Annotated in this window: 19 protein-coding genes; 14 read left to right on the top strand and 5 right to left on the bottom strand. The window is 34.6% G+C overall.

The window, feature by feature from the left end:
- Positions 1–12: 12 nt before the first annotated feature.
- Both AC1EUY_RS15140 and AC1EUY_RS15145 read left to right on the top strand, forming a co-directional pair.
- Positions 13–543 (top strand): hypothetical protein, encoded by a 531-nt coding sequence (locus tag AC1EUY_RS15140; protein WP_480196393.1) that lies wholly within the window; start codon positions 13–15, stop codon positions 541–543.
- A gap of 9 nt (positions 544–552) precedes the next feature.
- Positions 553–2241 carry a hypothetical protein gene (locus AC1EUY_RS15145; RefSeq protein WP_480196394.1) on the top strand — a complete coding sequence of 563 codons (1689 nt, stop codon included), beginning with the start codon at positions 553–555 and terminating at the stop codon, positions 2239–2241.
- On the opposite strand, the gene AC1EUY_RS15150 is transcribed toward AC1EUY_RS15145, so the two are convergent.
- Positions 2238–3719 carry a helix-turn-helix domain-containing protein gene (locus AC1EUY_RS15150; protein ID WP_480196395.1) on the bottom strand — a complete coding sequence of 494 codons (1482 nt, stop codon included), beginning with the start codon at positions 3717–3719 and terminating at the stop codon, positions 2238–2240. The genes AC1EUY_RS15145 and AC1EUY_RS15150 overlap by 4 nt on opposite strands.
- A 123-nt stretch (positions 3720–3842) precedes the next feature.
- Between AC1EUY_RS15150 and aceB the strand changes: the two genes are divergently transcribed.
- The 12 genes from aceB (at position 3843) to ettA (ending at position 14773) form a co-directional block, all read left to right on the top strand.
- Positions 3843–5441, top strand: coding sequence for a malate synthase A (gene aceB, locus AC1EUY_RS15155; protein WP_480196396.1), 1599 nt, complete (start codon positions 3843–3845; stop codon positions 5439–5441).
- Between the two features lie 67 nt (positions 5442–5508).
- The gene (locus AC1EUY_RS15160; protein ID WP_480196397.1) at positions 5509–7140 is read left to right on the top strand and encodes an isocitrate lyase; all 1632 of its coding nucleotides are present in this window, start codon (positions 5509–5511) and stop codon (positions 7138–7140) included.
- Positions 7141–7277: 137 nt separating this feature from the next.
- The gene (locus AC1EUY_RS15165) at positions 7278–7640 is read left to right on the top strand and encodes a DoxX family protein (protein ID WP_480196398.1); all 363 of its coding nucleotides are present in this window, start codon (positions 7278–7280) and stop codon (positions 7638–7640) included.
- A 6-nt stretch (positions 7641–7646) separates the two neighbouring features.
- Positions 7647–8177, top strand: a complete 531-nt coding sequence (locus AC1EUY_RS15170; RefSeq protein WP_480196399.1) for an NADPH-dependent FMN reductase — start codon at positions 7647–7649, stop codon at positions 8175–8177.
- Positions 8178–8242: 65 nt separating this feature from the next.
- A complete protein-coding gene (locus AC1EUY_RS15175) occupies positions 8243–8677 on the top strand; it encodes a (4Fe-4S)-binding protein (RefSeq protein ID WP_480196400.1) in 435 nt (144 codons plus the stop codon).
- Between the two features lie 2 nt (positions 8678–8679).
- On the top strand, positions 8680–8961 hold the full coding sequence (locus AC1EUY_RS15180; RefSeq protein ID WP_480196401.1) for a GNAT family N-acetyltransferase: 282 nt from the start codon (positions 8680–8682) through the stop codon (positions 8959–8961).
- 14 nt (positions 8962–8975) lie between these two features.
- Positions 8976–9224, top strand: a complete 249-nt coding sequence (locus AC1EUY_RS15185; RefSeq protein ID WP_480196402.1) for a glutaredoxin family protein — start codon at positions 8976–8978, stop codon at positions 9222–9224.
- A 43-nt stretch (positions 9225–9267) separates the two neighbouring features.
- Positions 9268–9705: a MarR family winged helix-turn-helix transcriptional regulator gene (locus AC1EUY_RS15190; protein ID WP_480196403.1), complete on the top strand. Its 438-nt coding sequence runs from the start codon at positions 9268–9270 to the stop codon at positions 9703–9705.
- A gap of 82 nt (positions 9706–9787) precedes the next feature.
- Positions 9788–10657, top strand: coding sequence for a pirin family protein (locus AC1EUY_RS15195; protein WP_480196404.1), 870 nt, complete (start codon positions 9788–9790; stop codon positions 10655–10657).
- Positions 10658–10776: 119 nt separating this feature from the next.
- The gene (locus tag AC1EUY_RS15200; RefSeq protein ID WP_480196405.1) at positions 10777–12804 is read left to right on the top strand and encodes an oxidoreductase; all 2028 of its coding nucleotides are present in this window, start codon (positions 10777–10779) and stop codon (positions 12802–12804) included.
- Positions 12805–12862: 58 nt separating this feature from the next.
- Positions 12863–13045 carry a CAL67264 family membrane protein gene (locus tag AC1EUY_RS15205; protein ID WP_480196406.1) on the top strand — a complete coding sequence of 61 codons (183 nt, stop codon included), beginning with the start codon at positions 12863–12865 and terminating at the stop codon, positions 13043–13045.
- A gap of 36 nt (positions 13046–13081) precedes the next feature.
- A complete protein-coding gene (gene ettA / locus AC1EUY_RS15210) occupies positions 13082–14773 on the top strand; it encodes an energy-dependent translational throttle protein EttA (RefSeq protein ID WP_480196407.1) in 1692 nt (563 codons plus the stop codon).
- An 11-nt stretch (positions 14774–14784) separates the two neighbouring features.
- Here the strand turns inward: ettA and AC1EUY_RS15215 are convergent, their stop codons facing one another.
- The 4 genes from AC1EUY_RS15215 to AC1EUY_RS15230 all read right to left on the bottom strand — a co-directional run bounded on the left by AC1EUY_RS15215 (position 14785) and on the right by AC1EUY_RS15230 (position 17518).
- A complete protein-coding gene (locus AC1EUY_RS15215; protein WP_480196408.1) occupies positions 14785–15153 on the bottom strand; it encodes a DUF2200 domain-containing protein in 369 nt (122 codons plus the stop codon).
- Positions 15154–15172: 19 nt separating this feature from the next.
- Positions 15173–15352 (bottom strand): hypothetical protein, encoded by a 180-nt coding sequence (locus tag AC1EUY_RS15220; RefSeq protein ID WP_480196409.1) that lies wholly within the window; start codon positions 15350–15352, stop codon positions 15173–15175.
- Between the two features lie 34 nt (positions 15353–15386).
- A complete protein-coding gene (locus AC1EUY_RS15225) occupies positions 15387–16376 on the bottom strand; it encodes a redoxin domain-containing protein (protein WP_480196410.1) in 990 nt (329 codons plus the stop codon).
- Between the two features lie 416 nt (positions 16377–16792).
- Positions 16793–17518: a DUF6994 family protein gene (locus AC1EUY_RS15230; RefSeq protein WP_480196411.1), complete on the bottom strand. Its 726-nt coding sequence runs from the start codon at positions 17516–17518 to the stop codon at positions 16793–16795.
- Positions 17519–17558: the final 40 nt, after the last annotated feature.

Here is a 17558-nt window from a genome sequence, read left to right on the forward strand (position 1 = left end):
TAAAATAAAAAAATGACACTAGAACTCATAGTATTTATTGCAGCGATTCTTTTTGGTGCTTTGTTGTATTGGCGAGAGTCTCAAGGGAATAAATTATATCGTTTTTTCAATAAAATGATGTATTCTAAAGAGCTGCAAATGAAAGCAGAAGAGAAAAAAGGATTTGTATATCAACAAAATTTTCTACTTCGATTGGTTTTTATAACCTTTCTATTCCTTATCGGAATTTTGATAACCCGTTTTTTAATCCCTATAGATTTAGCGACAATTTCACTATTTGCTTCTATGATTGCAGGAACTGTTTTAGGAACTTATGTAGCCGGATTTATTTTTAAATCGTCTGAGGTTATCGATGAGCAATCAGATTCCATTGAAGATATTGTGCAAGGAACTTTAGAAAAAGGAAAAGATTTTATTGAGGATTTAAAAACAAAAGAGGTCACTTCTGAAGAAGTGAATGAAAAAGAATCAATTAAAGAGGCTACAGAAGCAGAAGCGAAAAAAAGTGCGAGAGAAAGACTTAAGGACAAAGGATATTTATAACAAAGAGCTATGATTAAAAAGTATTGGCAAAAAGGCGGTAAACAAAAAACCATAACTATTGTAATTGGTATTATTTTACTAATTACACTTTTTATTCTACGTGATGATTATCAACCAGTCATTTTATTTTTCCGTAAGTATATTTTTATAATCTTATTAAGTGCTCTTGTGCTATTTTTTGTACTTAAAAAATTCAGGCGTACTGCAAGTACGGGTGGGCGTTTGGCAATGTTAGGAATTTTGCTGGTGTTTTTTGGTTTATTATATGTGGTAGGTTGGCATTTTAAGATGTATGAATATATGAAAACATACAATGTATTTAACAGTCTTAATAAGGTAGAAATTAATGATTTACCACTTACACAAAACGAGCGTATTCAACCACTTAGAAATATATATTCTATGGCTAATGAGTCTGTAGGAGAAACCAAAGATGTATCACTTCCGCATTTGGTACGTGTTGATAGTATTAATAAATGGACAATGGCTATTCAACCTACCGAAAAATATATTTGGCAGCAGATAAGTGACAATACAGAAGAGGTTTTTTCGGTTTCGAGTACTTCGCCATTTCCAAGGTTTTCAAATGAAAATCGTATTCCAGTTACGTTTTCAATTGGTGAATCATTAAAATTTAGTAGAAATACATATAATGCTGTAGTACAGCGCTTTAATCCATTGCAATATGTAACTACCGAGCCTGGTGATGTGTTTTATATGAAAAATGATGCGGATGAATGGGTGCAAGTCGTAAGTCTCATAAAGTGGAAAGGATTTTTCTTTCCGTATCCTTCTTTTGGAGGTGTTATTGTTATTGAGAAAGGTGAACATGATTTCAACGATTATTTAGAGCGTGTTTTTATGGGAAAAGGCACCTATATTTCACCTAAAGAAATGGCTAATTATCCTTATTTAACAAGGCAAAATACATTGTCAGAAAAAGTTTCTCGATTGCAAGCAGAATCGCTTAAGTTTTTGGGAGGTTTTAGCGATCCACTTCCATGGAATATGGAAACAGCGGTAAAAATACCAGATTTGCCAGACGATCAAAATGAACAACCCTTTGTAACAGATTTTGATTTTTCAGATTTGGAGGTTGATGCTTATGACGGCTTATACCATTGGTTTGGTTTAGAGCCTGTTGGTGATGAACGTACCAGTCTGACCTTTAGTGTTTTTGTCCCTGCTGATGGTACCGATAAGTTGTATTATTATGACCATGCATCAAAAAGAGAAGGGTATGCGGGTGTTTCTGCAATGCCTTTAAAAGTAATTGAATCAAGAAAAGAGTTTGATTGGTCAGTAAATAAACCAGTAGAATTTCGGCCTTATATCAAAAATATAGCTGGTAGAAAGCGTATGTTCTTTCTAGGTACTATTTCTGCGATAAAGGAAGATTCTGAAAAGTTTGATGGTTCGGCAACACCCGATTTAGCATTGATTGATAGTGAATATAGAGATGTAGTTTGGATAGATGCAAAACATCCCAGTAAATGGGATAAAGCTGTTTATGACCAATTAAATGAAGCTTGGCGTGCGAGTGAAGGAATTGAACATTTCTATAGCGAATCACCAAAATTGATCGATACCAATAAAGTAATTGATTCAATGGGAGCTATTGTTAAAACAACATCAAATCAAGAAGAGATAGAAAAATTACAAAAGAAAATAGATTCTTTGAAGCGATCAAGCAATTAAAAGTCTTCAATAATTTCCTTTACTTTTTGTTCAATTTCTTTATGGCGTTTTCTTTTGTCTAGTTTATACGCGTCATTGGCGCGTTCTTGGCAGTCTTTAATCATGCAGGTTTCACAGGTAACCCCAACAGATTTTTTTGCAATGCTGTCATCATTTAAAAACTGTATGTGTTTTTTTAAGTGTGGAGAAATCAACATGCCCAGCGTTACGCTTCGCGTAAAATCTTTTTTAAATGGGTCTCTAGTAGCTGAAGAAAACACTAGGTATTGACTATTATTTTCTGGATACTCAGAAATTTGAAGATCAAATGCATGATCTTTTTTCAAATCTTGCTCTAAGGTATTCAACGTACGCAAAGAAACCCACCTTCTACAGTAGTGTTCTTGTAATTCGTTAGCATGTGGTGCTTGTTGTTGTGTAATATGTAACTCTTTATTAAGTCTATAGGTTGACGAACCTTTCTTGTGGGTAAAGCGTAAGAAAAAAAGGTTTTTAAAATGGAATTGTTTAGGTAAAATATTTGTGAGGCGCTGATAAAAGGTTTCTGGTGAATAAGTAAAATCCTCCATTAATTTGATAAAATCGTTTGGATTAAAGTTCTCTTTGGCGAAGAATTCCTTCAATGCATCGATTAAAATGTTTTTAGGTATTAATAAGGCCCCAGCAAAATATGAAGCTAAAAAATTATGAAGTACTTGGTCAAAACCTTCAAATTTAATCCATGGAAAAGTGAAAAGGCGATCTTCTATTTCTAAAAAATTGTAAGCAATCTCTTTTGCATAGATGAATCGTTTTTGAGATTCATCAATCTTTTTGCTGAGTAAGAGTGTTTTTTTCTTTTTAATATAGATAGAACGTAAATCGTCTAAATTGTCATGCTTAGATAACTCTTTCGCATTAATTGTATAGTTGTATTCTTCTACAAGAATTTCTTCAAGTTCAGCAGTCGTAATTTGCTTGGTTAGATCAATATGATATGCTTTTGCAAACTTTTCAACGGCAAGTTCAATGTCTTCAAAATAATTGTTTTGAGATTCTTGATAGGAGCGGAGTGCCGCTAAGAAAAAACTCTCTCTTGAAAAACTATAATGTTTGGCAATTTTTATAAGTGTGCTGATAAATGCATTGACCTTGGTTGGAGCGTTAGCAATAATATCTATTAAATTACTTTCTTTAATTCCGAAAACGTCTAAAGGAATTTCTTTTAACATTTTTGACTGCAGTATCTCACCAATGGGAGCTAGGTTTTTGTCTAGTTTTAAGGATACCAAATGGTCATAAGGCACCTCTAAAGCCTCAGAAAGGATTACAATTTTATCTGTTTTAGGATATTTTTTTCCTTTCTCTATTTCGTTTAAATACGATTTTGAAAGCCCTGTTAATTTTGATAAACCAAATAATGAAAGGTTTTTTTCGTTTCGTATTTGTTTGATTTTCAAGCCAAAAATTAAACGTATGTATTCCTCTTCAATAACCATTGTGTATATAATTTGCTTTGCGAAAGTACAAAAAATAATATAAATTTAAAATTTAGCGAACGTTCGCTTGTTTTGTAAAGTTTTTTATTTTATGTTTGCTCCATCATCAAAAAAAAACAGCGTATGATAGTTAGTAATCTACTACAGCAAAATGTAACAGTTAAAAACGCAAATACCTCAGCATATAAGGCTATTCTTAGTGACGAAGCTTTAGAGTTTTTAGGACAGTTGCATCAAAAGTTTAATGGTAAAAGAATTGAACTTTTAAATAGACGTAAAGAAGAAGAAAAGAAGTTTGAGAAAGGTATGTTGCCTTCGTTTCCAAAAGAAACCAAAGAAATAAGAGAAGGTGACTGGGTGGCAGCACCACTACCAAAAGACTTGTTAGATAGACGTGTCGAAATCACTGGCCCTACAGATAGGAAGATGGTAATAAATGCCCTGAATTCTGGCGCAAGAGTATTTATGAGTGATTTTGAAGATAGCAACTCGCCAACATTTGATAATATGATGCAAGGGCAGCAAAATCTAATTGATGCAAATGCAAGAACAATTGCTTTCGAAAATCCAACAAATGGTAAAAAGTACAAACTAAATGAAGAGGTAGCAATACTTCTAGTAAGACCTCGAGGATTGCATCTAAATGAAAAACACCTTACCTGTAACGGTGAAGAAATGTCGGGTTCATTGGTTGATTTCGGGTTGTATTTTTTTCATAATGTAAAGCAGTTGCTGGCTAATGGAAGTGGTCCGTATTTCTATTTACCTAAGCTAGAGCATTATCTTGAAGCGCGTTGGTGGAATGAAGTTTTTGTTTTTGCACAAGAATACTTAAGTATTTCACAGCAAACCATCAAAGCTACTGTACTCATTGAAACGATTACAGCTAGTTTTCAGTTAGATGAGATCATTTATGAGTTAAGAGACCATATGGCTGGGCTCAATTGTGGGCGTTGGGATTATATTTTCTCGTACATCAAGAAGTTTAAGAATCATAAAAATTTCTTTGTTCCCGATAGAGCACAAATAACTATGGCAACACCTTTTATGGAGGCGTATTCTTTACGTGTGATTCAATCATGTCATCGACGTGGTGTACATGCTATGGGCGGTATGGCCGCTCAAATTCCAATAAAAAATGATCCAGAAGCGAATGAGAAAGCTTTTGCAAAAATAAGACAAGGAAAAGAGCGTGAAGTAAAAAATGGTCATGATGGTACATGGGTGGCGCATCCAGGTTTGGTAGCATTGGCAACCGAGGTTTTCGATACACACATGCCCACAAAAAATCAAATACACGTTAAACGAGCTGAGTTAATGATTACCGAAGAGCAGCTTATTGAGCAACCTAAAGGAGTTATTACAGAAAAAGGCATTCGCGAGAATATTAATGTAGGTATTCTATATATAGAATCGTGGTTGTCGGGTAAAGGGGCTGCAGCACTTTATAATTTGATGGAAGATGCAGCAACAGCAGAGATTTCAAGAACACAAGTATGGTTGTGGCTACAAAATAATGAGCAAATTGATAACGGAGAAGCTTTTAATATTGAAAAATATGTAAAACTACAGCAAGAGGAAATCGAAAAAATAGAAAAGTTGGTCGGTAAAGAGCGTTTTAAAAATGGAAAATTTGATCTCGCAATAGAACTTTTTGATAAACTCGTTTTATCTGAAGAGTATCAAGAGTTTTTAACACTCGATGCATACCATTATATATAAAAAACCACCCCAAAACCGCAAAATTAAAGGGTGATTCAATACATGTAAATTAATACAAAACAAAATTATGAAAAATCTAGGAGAAGCAACGTATAGTTCAGCATTAGAAACCGTAAAGAATCTTAAAGAAAAGTACGGGAGTACTTGGAGTGCTATTAATCCAGAAAGTGCTGCCAGAATGGTAACTCAAAATCGCTTTAAAACAGGGCTAGATATTGCTAAATATACGGCGTCAGTAATGAGAAGTGATATGCAGGAGTATGATTTAAATCCAGCCAACTATACACAATCATTGGGGTGCTGGCATGGGTTTGTTGCACAGCAAAAAATGATTTCAGTAAAAAAACATCATAAAACAACTAGTAAAAGATATTTATATCTTTCTGGTTGGATGGTTGCTGCTTTGCGTTCTGAGTTTGGTCCTTTACCAGATCAATCTATGCATGAAAAAACAGCGGTACCTTCACTAATTGAAGAGATTTATGATTTTTTACGTCAAGCGGATGCAATCGAATTGAACGATCTATTTAGAAGGTTAGAAAATGGAGAAAATGTACAAGAACAAATAGATAATTTTGAAACACATATAGTACCCATTATTGCAGATATTGATGCTGGTTTTGGTAATGAAGAAGCTACCTATTTACTGGCTAAAAAAATGATTCAAGCAGGGGCATGTGCTATTCAAATTGAAAATCAAGTATCTGATGCAAAGCAATGTGGGCATCAAGATGGTAAAGTAACGGTACCACATGAAGATTTTATCGCAAAATTAAATGCCATTAGATACGCTTTTTTAGAGCTAGGTGTAGAAGAAGGTGTGATTGTTGCTAGAACCGATTCTGAGGGAGCGGGTCTTACCCAGAAATTGCCAGTTAGTAAAGAGGCTGGTGATCTAGCATCGCAATATTTAGCATTTGTTGAAGCAGAAGAAATTTCTGTTGAAGATGCGAGGCAAGATGATGTATTATTAAAACGCGATGGAAAATTAGTACGTCCCGTGCGTCTATCTAACGGATTGTATAAATTCAAAGAAGGAACCAATATTGATAGAGTAGTGCTTGATTGTATTACAAGTCTTCAAAATGGTGCAGATCTATTATGGATAGAAACGCCTACACCCAACTTGAAGCAAATTGCGCATATGGTAAATAGAGTGCGTGAGGTGATACCTAATGCAAAGCTGGTTTATAATAATTCACCGTCATTTAACTGGACGTTGAATTTTAGAAATCAAGTATATAATGCAATGGTAGAAGCAGGTGAAGACGTTTCAGCTTACGATAAAAATAATTTGATGGATGTAAAGTATGACGGTTCTAAGTTATGCAGATTGGCGGATAAGAAGATAAGAACTTTTCAAGTTGACGGCGCTAAAGAAGCAGGAATTTTTCATCACTTAATTACGTTACCAACATATCATACCACGGCACTGCACATGAGTGATTTAACAGAAGGTTATTTTGGTGAAGAAGGAATGCTCGCCTATGTAAAAGGTGTGCAACGACAAGAAATTCGTAAAGGTGTGGCTTGTGTAAAGCATCAAAGAATGGCAGGATCTGACCTTGGCGATGATCACAAAATATTCTTTGCAGGTGATAATGCTTTAAAAGCTGGAGGTGAAAAGAATACTTCGAATCAGTTTGAATTAATAGAAAAAACTGTTGATAAAGCAGATAAGATGAGTGCAGTAGCTTAATAAGTAATAAATTTTATCTTAAAAGAGTCTCAAATACGAAGACTCTTTTTTTATACAACTATTTGCCATGTAAATAGTTTCCTTGGAATATAAATTTATATTTCTTACCTTTGTATCAAATTTATAAATCACATACAATGAAAAGAGACAACATAATTTATTACATCGCGACAGGATTGTTAACGGCATTGATGCTATTTTCAGCTGGTATGTACTTTTTCAATCATGAAGAAGTGGCAGAAATGTTTAAAGGATTTGGATACCCTACCTATATAATCTATCCGTATGGAATTGCAAAAATATTAGGGCTGGTGGCAATTTGGTTTGTTGGTAATAAAGTACTTAAAGAGTGGGCCTATGCAGGTTTTTTCTTTGCGTTTATTTTGGCGTTTTTTGCCCATGTAATGATAGGAGACGGTGAACAAATGGGTGCAATTGTAGCAATGGTATTACTTATTGTGTCATATATCTATAGTAAAAAAACAGGTAAAACTTTATAGATAAATATGAAAAGAATAATTGTATTTGCAGGAAGTAATAGTAAAACTTCTATCAATAAGCAATTAGCAACTTATGCTGGTAGTTTATTAGGTAAAAATGAAGTAAGGGTATTAAACTTAAACGATTATGAATTACCATTATATAGTATCGATTTAGAGAATGAAAACGGTATTCCAGAAAATGCGAAAGAGTTTTTAGAAGAATTACAATCGTCAGATGGCATTATCTTATCCTTAGCAGAGCATAACGGAGCATATGCAACAGCATTTAAAAATTTGTTTGATTGGATGTCTCGAATCGATGGTAAATTGTGGAGTGAAATTCCGATGTTATTAATGGCGACATCTACTGGAGATAGAGGAGGAGCTTCGGTATTAGAAGTAGCAAAAAATCGTTTTCCATATATGGGAGGTGCCATAGTCAGTACTTTTTCTTTACCTAATTTTTATGATAACTTTAAAGATGGGGCAATTGTTGACAAAGCATTAAGTGATGCGCTTAAGAACGCAGTAAAACGTTTAGAAGAGAATTTATAAACAATATTATCATATTAAAAAATTCATCAATCGATGAAACAAAACAAGAACTAAATCATAAGAACATGGCAGACAAAAAACAAGTAGTAAAAGAATATAGTAATGAGGATATCACGGTGGTTTGGAAACCAGATATGTGCATTCATTCGAAAAAATGTTGGAAAGGGTTATTACAAGTTTTCAATCCGCAAAATCGCCCATGGGTAAATATGGAAGGAGCTTCAACAGATCGCATTAAAAAGCAAGTAGAAGCTTGCCCTTCAGGAGCCTTGGCATATACTGTTAAAGGAGAAGAAGCTTCTCAAGTAGCAAATAATAATGAAACAAAAGTAGAAGCATTGCAAAATGGCCCTTTGTTAGTACATGGCAGTCTTCAAGTAACAAACTCTGATGGTAGCAAAGAGAATAAAAAACGTGTAACTGCTTTTTGTCGCTGCGGAGCGTCTGCTAACAAACCCTATTGTGATGGCGAGCATAACAAAATTGGTTTTACCGCTTAGTAATGAATATACAGCACGAAGATGATGGTAAAAAAGGAGAATTTTACCTTGAAGTAGATGGAAAGCGTGGAGCATTGATGACCTATACTTGGGCAGGCAGTGATAAGATTATTATTGACCATACCGAAGTTGATGATAGCCTTAGAGGACAAGGAGTGGGGTATAAGTTAGTAGAAGCCTCTGTGAGTTTTATGAGAGAGAATGCTGTAAAAGCAATGCCTTTATGTCCGTTTGCGAAGGCAGTTTTTGATAAAATACCTGAATACTCAGACGTATTATTTTAACTAGAATTTAAATTATGAAGATAAAACTATATGGTAAGAAAGGGCATGCGCATACCGTGGCTTTTAAAAATTTTTTAAGAATGGCAGAGATTCCATTTGAGTACAAAGATATCATGGTTGACGATGAAGCTAAATTGCATACACAAGAATTGTATGATGGCGCAATTAAGTTTCCTACGTTGTTTGTAGATGAGGAAGTATATAAAACACCTTCTTCAGATACTTTTAATAAGGTGATGAAGGATTTAAAATTAAGAGGATGACAAACTCTCTAGAGTATTAAAACTTTAATAAAGCAATTACGAAATGGGTGATATTTCAATAGATATTAATTCAAAGTTTATGAGTACTAAGGTGAAAGCCATGCTTAACATTATGTACACTGCGAATTGGATCAATAGTAAGCAGAATACATTTTTTAAACCCTACGGTATATCACCACAACAATATAATATCTTAAGAATACTACGAGGAGCTAAAAAGCCTTTAAAAGTTCAAACCATTAAAGAACGTATGATAGAAAGGGCACCTAATGCAACACGTTTGATGGATAAATTATGTGCAAAAAAATTGATAGAGAGGTTACCATGCCCAGAGGATAGGAGAGTGGTACACATTACTATCCTTAGCAAAGGTCTTAACCTATTAAAGGAAATAGATAAGAATTTTAATGAAGATTTATTAGCAAATTTAACCACGAAAGAAGCATCACTGTTGAGTAATTTATTAGATAAGATTAGATGACTTTGTCATTTCCGTGTAAACGGGAATCGATAATCAAAATTTTTTACAATGATTGTTTCCTAGGAAAATAAAACAAAGAAAAATGAATAGATTAAAAACAATAAAAGATAAAGTGGGTAGCCCATTGGTAAATATGGGACCCATACGATTACGACAACCGTTGCCAACTGATGGGATAGAGCAGGTAGATCCGTTTTTATTATTACATCATTATGGACCCTATGCCATAAGTGCTTTTAATAATCCGTTTGATCTGGGTCCACATCCGCATCGAGGATTTGAACCGATAACCCTATTGTTTAAAGGAGAGCAATTGCATCGTGATTCGTTAGGCAATGAGATGTTGGTAAAAGCGGGTGACGTACAGTGGACTACCGCAGGTCGCGGAATTATACATGCCGAAGGCCCTTCGAAAGAATTTGTTGAAAAAGGAGGCGAGTTAGAAGGTATTCAACTATGGCTGAACCTTCCTGCCAAAGACAAAATGATGCCGCCAGCATACCAGCACTTACAAAGTGAAGATATCTCTGTTCTTATGAACGATGATGAAAGTAGCTGCTTAAAAGTAATAGCTGGTGAGCAAAAAGGAGCAAAAGGATTGATAAATACACAGACTCAGGTTAATGTTTTTACTGTAAAAGCAAATGCGAAAGGAAGAATGAAAATTACAATTCCAAAGGCTCATAAATCATTAGTGTATTTACTTGATGGTGAGGTATTCGTAAATAATGATGTACTATTAAAAAAAGGAGCGATGCAAATGGTAACTTTTAATCACGATGGCGACACTGTTGAACTTGAAGCACGAAAGGAAAGTAATTTGTTAGTACTCTCTGGAGAACCCATTGATGAAAAGGTATCTCAATATGGGCCTTACGTAATGAATACGCAGACCGAGATATTAGAAGCAATGAGAGACTTTCAACAAGGTAAAATGGGTTATTTATACTAAATCTTCATCATTATTTTTACCATTAAGTAAAAACTCGAGACTATGCTCGAGTTTTTTACTTTAAAAAATTGCTGTATCTTGCAACTATTATGCATGCATAATAAAATCAATGATACCTTATGACAAAATATAAACACATTTTCGAACCCCTAGACCTCGGATTTACTACAATAAAGAATCGTATTTTGATGGGTTCAATGCATACGGGGTTAGAGGAAGAAAAGAATGGATATGAGCGCATGGCTGCCTTTTATGCTGAACGTGCCAGAGGTGGTGTTGGATTAATCGTAACAGGAGGTATTGCACCAAATATACAAGGTTGGACAGGCCCGTTTGCGGCTAGAATGAGTAACAAAAGACATGCTAACAAGCATAAGGAAATTACCGATGCAGTACATAAAGAAGGAGGTAAAATATGTATGCAAATTTTACATTCGGGCCGTTATGGATACCATCCATTTAATGTAGCTCCCTCTGCTATTAAAGCTCCGATAAATAGATTTAAACCTTTTAAACTTAAAAAATCAGGCATAAAAAGAACGATACGCGATTTTGTAAACTGTGCGAAACTAGCAAAACATGCTGGGTATGATGGCGTTGAAATTATGGGTTCTGAAGGTTATTTGATTAATGAATTTATTGCTGAACGTACCAATAAACGCAATGATAATTATGGAGGCACTTATGAAAATAGGATGCGCTTACCTATTGAGTTAGTAAAGAAGACGAGAGAAGCTGTTGGTAAAGAATTTATTATCATTTATCGTTTATCAATGCTCGATTTGGTTGAAAAAGGTAGTAGTTGGGACGAGATTGTACGTTTAGGTAAAGAAATTGAAAAGGCAGGTGCAACCATTATCAACACAGGTATTGGTTGGCATGAGTCGCGAATTCCTACAATTGCTACTTCTGTACCCAGAGCAGCCTTTACTTGGGTTACCAAGAAAATGAAAGAAGAAGTGTCAGTTCCGTTAATTACCTCTAATAGAATTAATATGCCTGAAACTGCTGAAAAAGTGTTAGCAGAGGGTCATGCCGATATGATATCGATGGCGAGACCTTTTTTAGCAGATGCTGATTGGGTAAACAAAGCACAAGCCGAAAAAGAAGATGAAATTAATACCTGTATTGCCTGTAATCAAGCTTGTTTAGATCATGTTTTTCAACAAAAAGTAGCAAGTTGCTTGGTAAATCCGCGGGCATGTCATGAAACGGAATTGAATTATAATACAGCAGTACTTAAAAAGAAAATAGCGGTGGTTGGTGCTGGTCCAGCCGGATTAGCAGCTTCTACTGTTGCAGCACAAAGGGGTCATGAAGTTACGTTGTTTGATGCTGATAGTGAAATTGGCGGGCAATTCAATATGGCGAAACAAATTCCAGGTAAAGAAGAGTTCTATGAAACCATTCGCTATTTTAAAAAGCAACTCGAGTTACATAATGTAACAATACAACTAAATACCAAAGTAGCGGTAGAAGAATTTGCAAAGCTTGATTTTGACGAAGTGATTTTAGCTACAGGTATTATTCCGCGTACACCGAGAATAGAAGGTGTTGAGAATCCGAAGGTATTGAGTTATATTGATGTTTTGAAGCATAAAAAGCCAGTAGGTAAACGTGTTGCGGTGATTGGTGCAGGAGGTATCGGTTTTGATGTTTCAGAATACCTAGCACATGAAGGAGAAAGTTCATCCTTAAATGTAGATGCTTGGCTAAAGGAATGGGGAATTGATAAATCACTGAATGCCAGAAGCGGTATTGAAGGGGTTAAACCAGAAATTCATCCACCCGCTAGAGAAATATTTATGTTTAAACGTAGCAAAGGTAAATTTGGCGGTAAATTAGGAAAGACTACGGGTTGGATTCATAGAACGAATTTAAAAAAGAAGCATATTCAATTCATCAATGAAGTTGAATATACTAAAATTGATGATCAAGGGCTTCATTACGTGCAAAACGATGAACAGAAAATTTTAAAGGTTGATAATGTGATTATTTGTGCAGGTCAATTACCATTTAAAGAGTTGTTAGAACCCTTACAAGCAAAAGGGTTGAAAGTGCATATCATTGGCGGAGCCGATGTAGCCGCAGAATTAGATGCCAAACGCGCTATTGATCAAGGGAGTAGATTGGCAGCTTCACTTTAACTTTTACCTTCCATAATTTATTGCGATATTTGTTTCTACTTAACCAAAACTGAATACGATGGCAATGAATAAAAATACCGTCTTAGGCTATGCAACGATGTTAATGATTATTATGGGTATCATACTTATTTTAATGGGTGCTTACCGTTATGATGACGTGGCAGGATGGGGATTTGCAACCGTAGGTATTGGTTTTTTTGCTATTGCATGGGTGTTTAATGCTCTTAAAGGAAGAGTGTAAGTTACCCAAGTATTAAATCTAATTATCTAATTAATTATGTCAGACGATAAGAAAGTAATCTTTTCGATGAATCGGGTCTCTAAAACCTATCAATCTACAGGAAAACAAGTACTTAAAGATATTTATTTAAGCTTTTTTTACGGAGCTAAAATTGGAATACTTGGTTTGAACGGATCTGGTAAATCTACCTTATTAAAAATTATTGCAGGGGTTGAAAAGAATTATCAGGGTGATGTCGTTTTTTCACCAGGATTTAAAGTAGGATATCTAGAACAAGAACCACAATTAGACGAATCGAAAACGGTACTAGATATCGTAAAAGAAGGCGTTGCTGAAACGGTAGCCATTTTAGATGAATACAACAAGATCAACGATATGTTTGGTCTTGAAGAAGTCTATTCTGATGCTGATAAGATGGAAAAACTGATGGCTAAGCAAGCAGAATTGCAAGATAAAATTGATGCCGCAAATGCCTGGGAGTTAGATACCAAATTAGAAATCGCTATGGATGCATTACGTACACCAGAAGGTGATAAACCTATTTCGGTATTATCAGGAGGTGAACGCCGTAGAGTAGCTTTGTGTAGGCTCCTGCTGCAAGAACCCGATATTTTACTGCTCGATGAACCAACGAACCATTTAGATGCAGAATCTGTACATTGGTTAGAACATCATTTAGCGCAGTATAAAGGTACAGTGATTGCTGTGACGCATGATCGCTATTTCTTAGACAATGTTGCTGGCTGGATTTTAGAACTAGATCGAGGAGAGGGTATTCCTTGGAAAGGAAATTATTCATCTTGGCTTGATCAAAAGTCAAAACGATTAGCACAAGAACAAAAACAAGCTTCGAAACGTCAAAAAACGTTGGAGCGTGAATTGGAGTGGGTACGACAAGGGGCAAAAGGTCGCCAGGCAAAACAGAAGGCACGTTTAAAAAATTATGATAAGCTTGTCAATCAAGATCAGAAACAATTAGATGAGAAGCTAGAGATCTATATCCCTAATGGTCCTCGTTTAGGAACCAATGTAATTGAAGCTCAGGGTGTTTCTAAAGCCTTTGGAGATAAATTATTATATGAAGATTTAAATTTTAAACTTCCACAAGCAGGTATAGTAGGTATTATTGGACCGAACGGTGCTGGTAAAACCACAATTTTCAAAATGATTATGGGTGAAGAAACACCTGATAAAGGGGAGTTTACTGTAGGTGATACAGCAAAAATCGCTTACGTAGATCAAAGCCATTCTAATATTGACCCTGAGAAAACGATCTGGCAAAATTTCTCTGATGAACAAGAATTGATAATGATGGGCGGTCGTCAAGTAAACTCACGTGCCTATTTAAGTCGATTTAATTTTAGTGGAAGCGAACAAAATAAGAAAGTTTCAACACTCTCTGGTGGTGAGCGTAATCGATTACATTTGGCAATGACTTTAAAAGAAGAAGGTAATGTATTGTTGTTAGATGAGCCTACGAACGATTTAGATGTAAACACATTACGTGCTTTAGAAGAAGGTTTAGAGAACTTTGCAGGTTGTGCGGTTGTAATTTCGCATGACCGTTGGTTTTTAGATAGAATTTGCACACATATTTTGGCATTCGAAGGTGATAGCCAGATTTATTTCTTTGAAGGCTCTTTTTCTGATTATGAAGAAAATAAAAAGAAACGATTGGGCGCAGATGTAATGCCGAAGCGAATTAAGTATAAAAAATTAATTAGATAGGTTTTTGTTATTTATTTAGCAACACGTAAAATCTTTTCCATTTTACGTCCTTTGGCTAATTCATCGACCAATTTGTCTAAATACCGAACTTGTTGCGTTAACGTATTTTCTATTTCTTCAATACGATAACCACAGATTACTCCTGTAATAAGTGTTGCATTCTTATGTAAGGTAGCCCTTTTAAAAAAAGTATCAAAAGTTACCTTTGCTGCGATGAGTGCTTGTAATTCTTTTTGGTCATAGCCAGTAAGCCATGCAATTACTTGATGTAATTCTTCCTTTGTTCTTCCTTTTTTTTCTACTTTACTGACATAATGAGGATATACCGATGCGAATATCATTTTTGCAATGCGTTCATCATGGTGACTTGTATTGCTCATTTCTTAAAGTTTTAATTTGTTACTCAGCTTTTTTTATATTACGATAATTTATAAAAGATGCGATAGACATAATTAGCCAACCTATTCTAAACAACCAAACATTTCCGAATAATGTTCCTGGTTCAGCGTCTAAAAGAGAGCTAATAAATACTATAAAAGTTACTATTGCTGTTATTAAAAATAAGTTTTTTTTGTTCATTGTTTTTAACTCAGTTCTTTGTTGGCAACTGGCATTATTCCAAAATTTCTTTCAGTTTTTTATTTAATTTTTCGCCTCTTAAATTTCTTGCAATTATTTCTCCGTTTTCGGCAATCAAAAAATTGTCAGGTATTCCGTTTACTCCGTAAATTAATGAAGCTTCATTTTTTTGGCCTTTTAAATCACTTACGTGCTCCCAATTTAAATTATCTTCCTTTATTGCTTTAAGCCAACTTTCTTTTTCTTGGTCTAAAGAAACTGCAAATATTTCAAAACCTTTTGGATTGAATTCTTCATAAGTTTTCACAAGATTTGGGTTTTCCTTGCGACAAGGGCCACACCAAGAAGCCCAAAATTCAAGAAGTACAGCCTTTTCTTTATGGTTGGATAATTTTTTTAGTTCACCATTTTGATTTTCCGACTCAAAGTCCACAAACTGTTCTCCAATTTTAGGCTCTTTATTTAACTCAATGTATTTTTTTATTTCGTTTCCAAATTCCGAATTCTTATTCTGAATTGAAAATCCATTAAAGAGTTCAACTGTTTTTTCTTTTCCTATTGTTGTTGAATATAAAGATAGAAGACTTGCACTAATGATGTTATTAGGGTTTTCTCTAACAAAATCCAGTTCATATTTTAACCAAGGTCTTGGTATCGTGTCTAGTTTTCTATAAAAAGTTTGGCTTAATTTTTCAGTTTCAGAGCCTGTTACGTTTGCTTTTTTAAAATCAGAGTTTGAAGCATCAAATGTCATTGGTTTATTCTCAATCCATATAAACCTGTAGTTAGCAAAATTCTTTGTTCGGAGTACTACTTGAATTGGTGATTTGTTTAATTTAGAATTAAACTTGAAGCTATTATTCTCAATTTTCGTTGAATCTATTGACTGATTATTGTAGTCTAAATAAATTGTTGTTCCATTTTCAATTCCACTAGTTGTTCCGCTTAATGAAAATTCAGCTTTTGATTTCTCACTACAAGAAAAAATCAATAATGTTATTATACCGAATGTTATTTTTCTCATCGATGTTTTTTTGCTTGTTGCCAACGAGTGGGCTAAACGTAGTTGACGTTCAGCGATTCGTTTTTGTAAATTTATTTAAAAAAAGCGAATTGCGGGTGAACGTTACCAAAATTACATTTAGGTGATGATGGTGTTCGTTGGTTCAGCACGTTTTGCAGTCAAGGCTGCAAATCTCAGCGAAAGCGGGTCAGTGATTTGGTAATTTTGGTTTAGCCCACCCGATGGAGTTCATTTCCATTTTAGCGGGGCTTTGCCTTGTGCAAAGTATAGTTCAATTGGTCAGCCTTGGCTGAATGAACTCCATCGGTCTCGTATAACCGTCAGTTACGGGTTAAATTAGCTATTATTTTCGGTTTAGCACTGACGTTAGCAATTCCTCGTGGATTCGGACGTAGTCGAATCCGCCGTAATTGCGGTTATACATTGTTGTATGCTGGCATTTTTTCTTTCAATTTTATATAATTTTCAATTCGTTTGTTTCTCGATTTGACGAAATTTTCAACTCCATTTTTATATAGTTTATAGTCCTCAATTCCGTTAAAAGTAGGTTTCGTTTGAAAATTATCGAAAGGTAAATAGAATTTAATATTCTGATTTTCGTCCAAAAGGTCGTTAAGTAAAAAGAAATCTATATAACCACTAAAATTCTCAAATAAGTCAAAGAAGTTTTTATACCTCAAAAAAGTGTCATAGAGTGGACTTTTTTCTCCATCGTAAAATAAACGAATACATTCCAGTGTTAAATCAAATCTGTCGTCAATTAATCCGTTAAAACCTCTTGCTTGATTGATAGTAAATTTATTGTCTATTTTATTTTTTGGAAAAACAGTGTAAGCTCCGATTGTGCTACCAATATCAAAAAGTTCATTTACTTCATTAGTAACTTGTTTTATTAGCCATTGCTTTCTTTTCTGATTTCTATATGAGTGAGTTATTGCATCACTTCCAAGTATAAATTCTCCGAGTTCAGAATTATGATATAAATAAGCTCCTTTTTTATTCGTTGTCAATTCAAATATTTCTCCACTTGGTAAAGGTTTATTCCAAAGAATTTTATGATAATTCCTTAAAGTTGGACTTGTGCTATCAGGGTCGCCACCACGAGCATCGGAATGAACATTAAAATTTATATCAATTGTCATTATTCAATATTTTTTATTTTGTGCAGGGTGTCTGTTTTGC

Source organism: Maritimimonas sp. 2210JD6-3 (genome assembly GCF_056591795.1).

Bases quoted from the DNA above. Each gene is read 5' to 3' on its own strand.
- AC1EUY_RS15225 (WP_480196410.1), bottom strand. From the start codon at position 16,376: ATGAGAAAAATAACATTCGGTATAATAACATTATTGATTTTTTCTTGT.
- AC1EUY_RS15160 (WP_480196397.1), top strand. From the start codon at position 5,509: ATGAAAAATCTAGGAGAAGCAACGTATAGTTCAGCATTAGAAACCGTA.
- AC1EUY_RS15185 (WP_480196402.1), top strand. From the start codon at position 8,976: ATGAAGATAAAACTATATGGTAAGAAAGGGCATGCGCATACCGTGGCT.
- AC1EUY_RS15195 (WP_480196404.1), top strand. From the start codon at position 9,788: ATGAATAGATTAAAAACAATAAAAGATAAAGTGGGTAGCCCATTGGTA.
- AC1EUY_RS15175 (WP_480196400.1), top strand. From the start codon at position 8,243: ATGGCAGACAAAAAACAAGTAGTAAAAGAATATAGTAATGAGGATATC.
- AC1EUY_RS15150 (WP_480196395.1), bottom strand. From the start codon at position 3,719: ATGGTTATTGAAGAGGAATACATACGTTTAATTTTTGGCTTGAAAATC.
- AC1EUY_RS15200 (WP_480196405.1), top strand. From the start codon at position 10,777: ATGACAAAATATAAACACATTTTCGAACCCCTAGACCTCGGATTTACT.
- AC1EUY_RS15220 (WP_480196409.1), bottom strand. From the start codon at position 15,352: ATGAACAAAAAAAACTTATTTTTAATAACAGCAATAGTAACTTTTATA.
- AC1EUY_RS15170 (WP_480196399.1), top strand. From the start codon at position 7,647: ATGAAAAGAATAATTGTATTTGCAGGAAGTAATAGTAAAACTTCTATC.
- AC1EUY_RS15145 (WP_480196394.1), top strand. From the start codon at position 553: ATGATTAAAAAGTATTGGCAAAAAGGCGGTAAACAAAAAACCATAACT.
- AC1EUY_RS15140 (WP_480196393.1), top strand. From the start codon at position 13: ATGACACTAGAACTCATAGTATTTATTGCAGCGATTCTTTTTGGTGCT.
- AC1EUY_RS15165 (WP_480196398.1), top strand. From the start codon at position 7,278: ATGAAAAGAGACAACATAATTTATTACATCGCGACAGGATTGTTAACG.
- AC1EUY_RS15230 (WP_480196411.1), bottom strand. From the start codon at position 17,518: ATGACAATTGATATAAATTTTAATGTTCATTCCGATGCTCGTGGTGGC.
- AC1EUY_RS15180 (WP_480196401.1), top strand. From the start codon at position 8,680: ATGAATATACAGCACGAAGATGATGGTAAAAAAGGAGAATTTTACCTT.
- ettA (WP_480196407.1), top strand. From the start codon at position 13,082: ATGTCAGACGATAAGAAAGTAATCTTTTCGATGAATCGGGTCTCTAAA.
- aceB (WP_480196396.1), top strand. From the start codon at position 3,843: ATGATAGTTAGTAATCTACTACAGCAAAATGTAACAGTTAAAAACGCA.
- AC1EUY_RS15205 (WP_480196406.1), top strand. From the start codon at position 12,863: ATGGCAATGAATAAAAATACCGTCTTAGGCTATGCAACGATGTTAATG.
- AC1EUY_RS15190 (WP_480196403.1), top strand. From the start codon at position 9,268: ATGGGTGATATTTCAATAGATATTAATTCAAAGTTTATGAGTACTAAG.
- AC1EUY_RS15215 (WP_480196408.1), bottom strand. From the start codon at position 15,153: ATGAGCAATACAAGTCACCATGATGAACGCATTGCAAAAATGATATTC.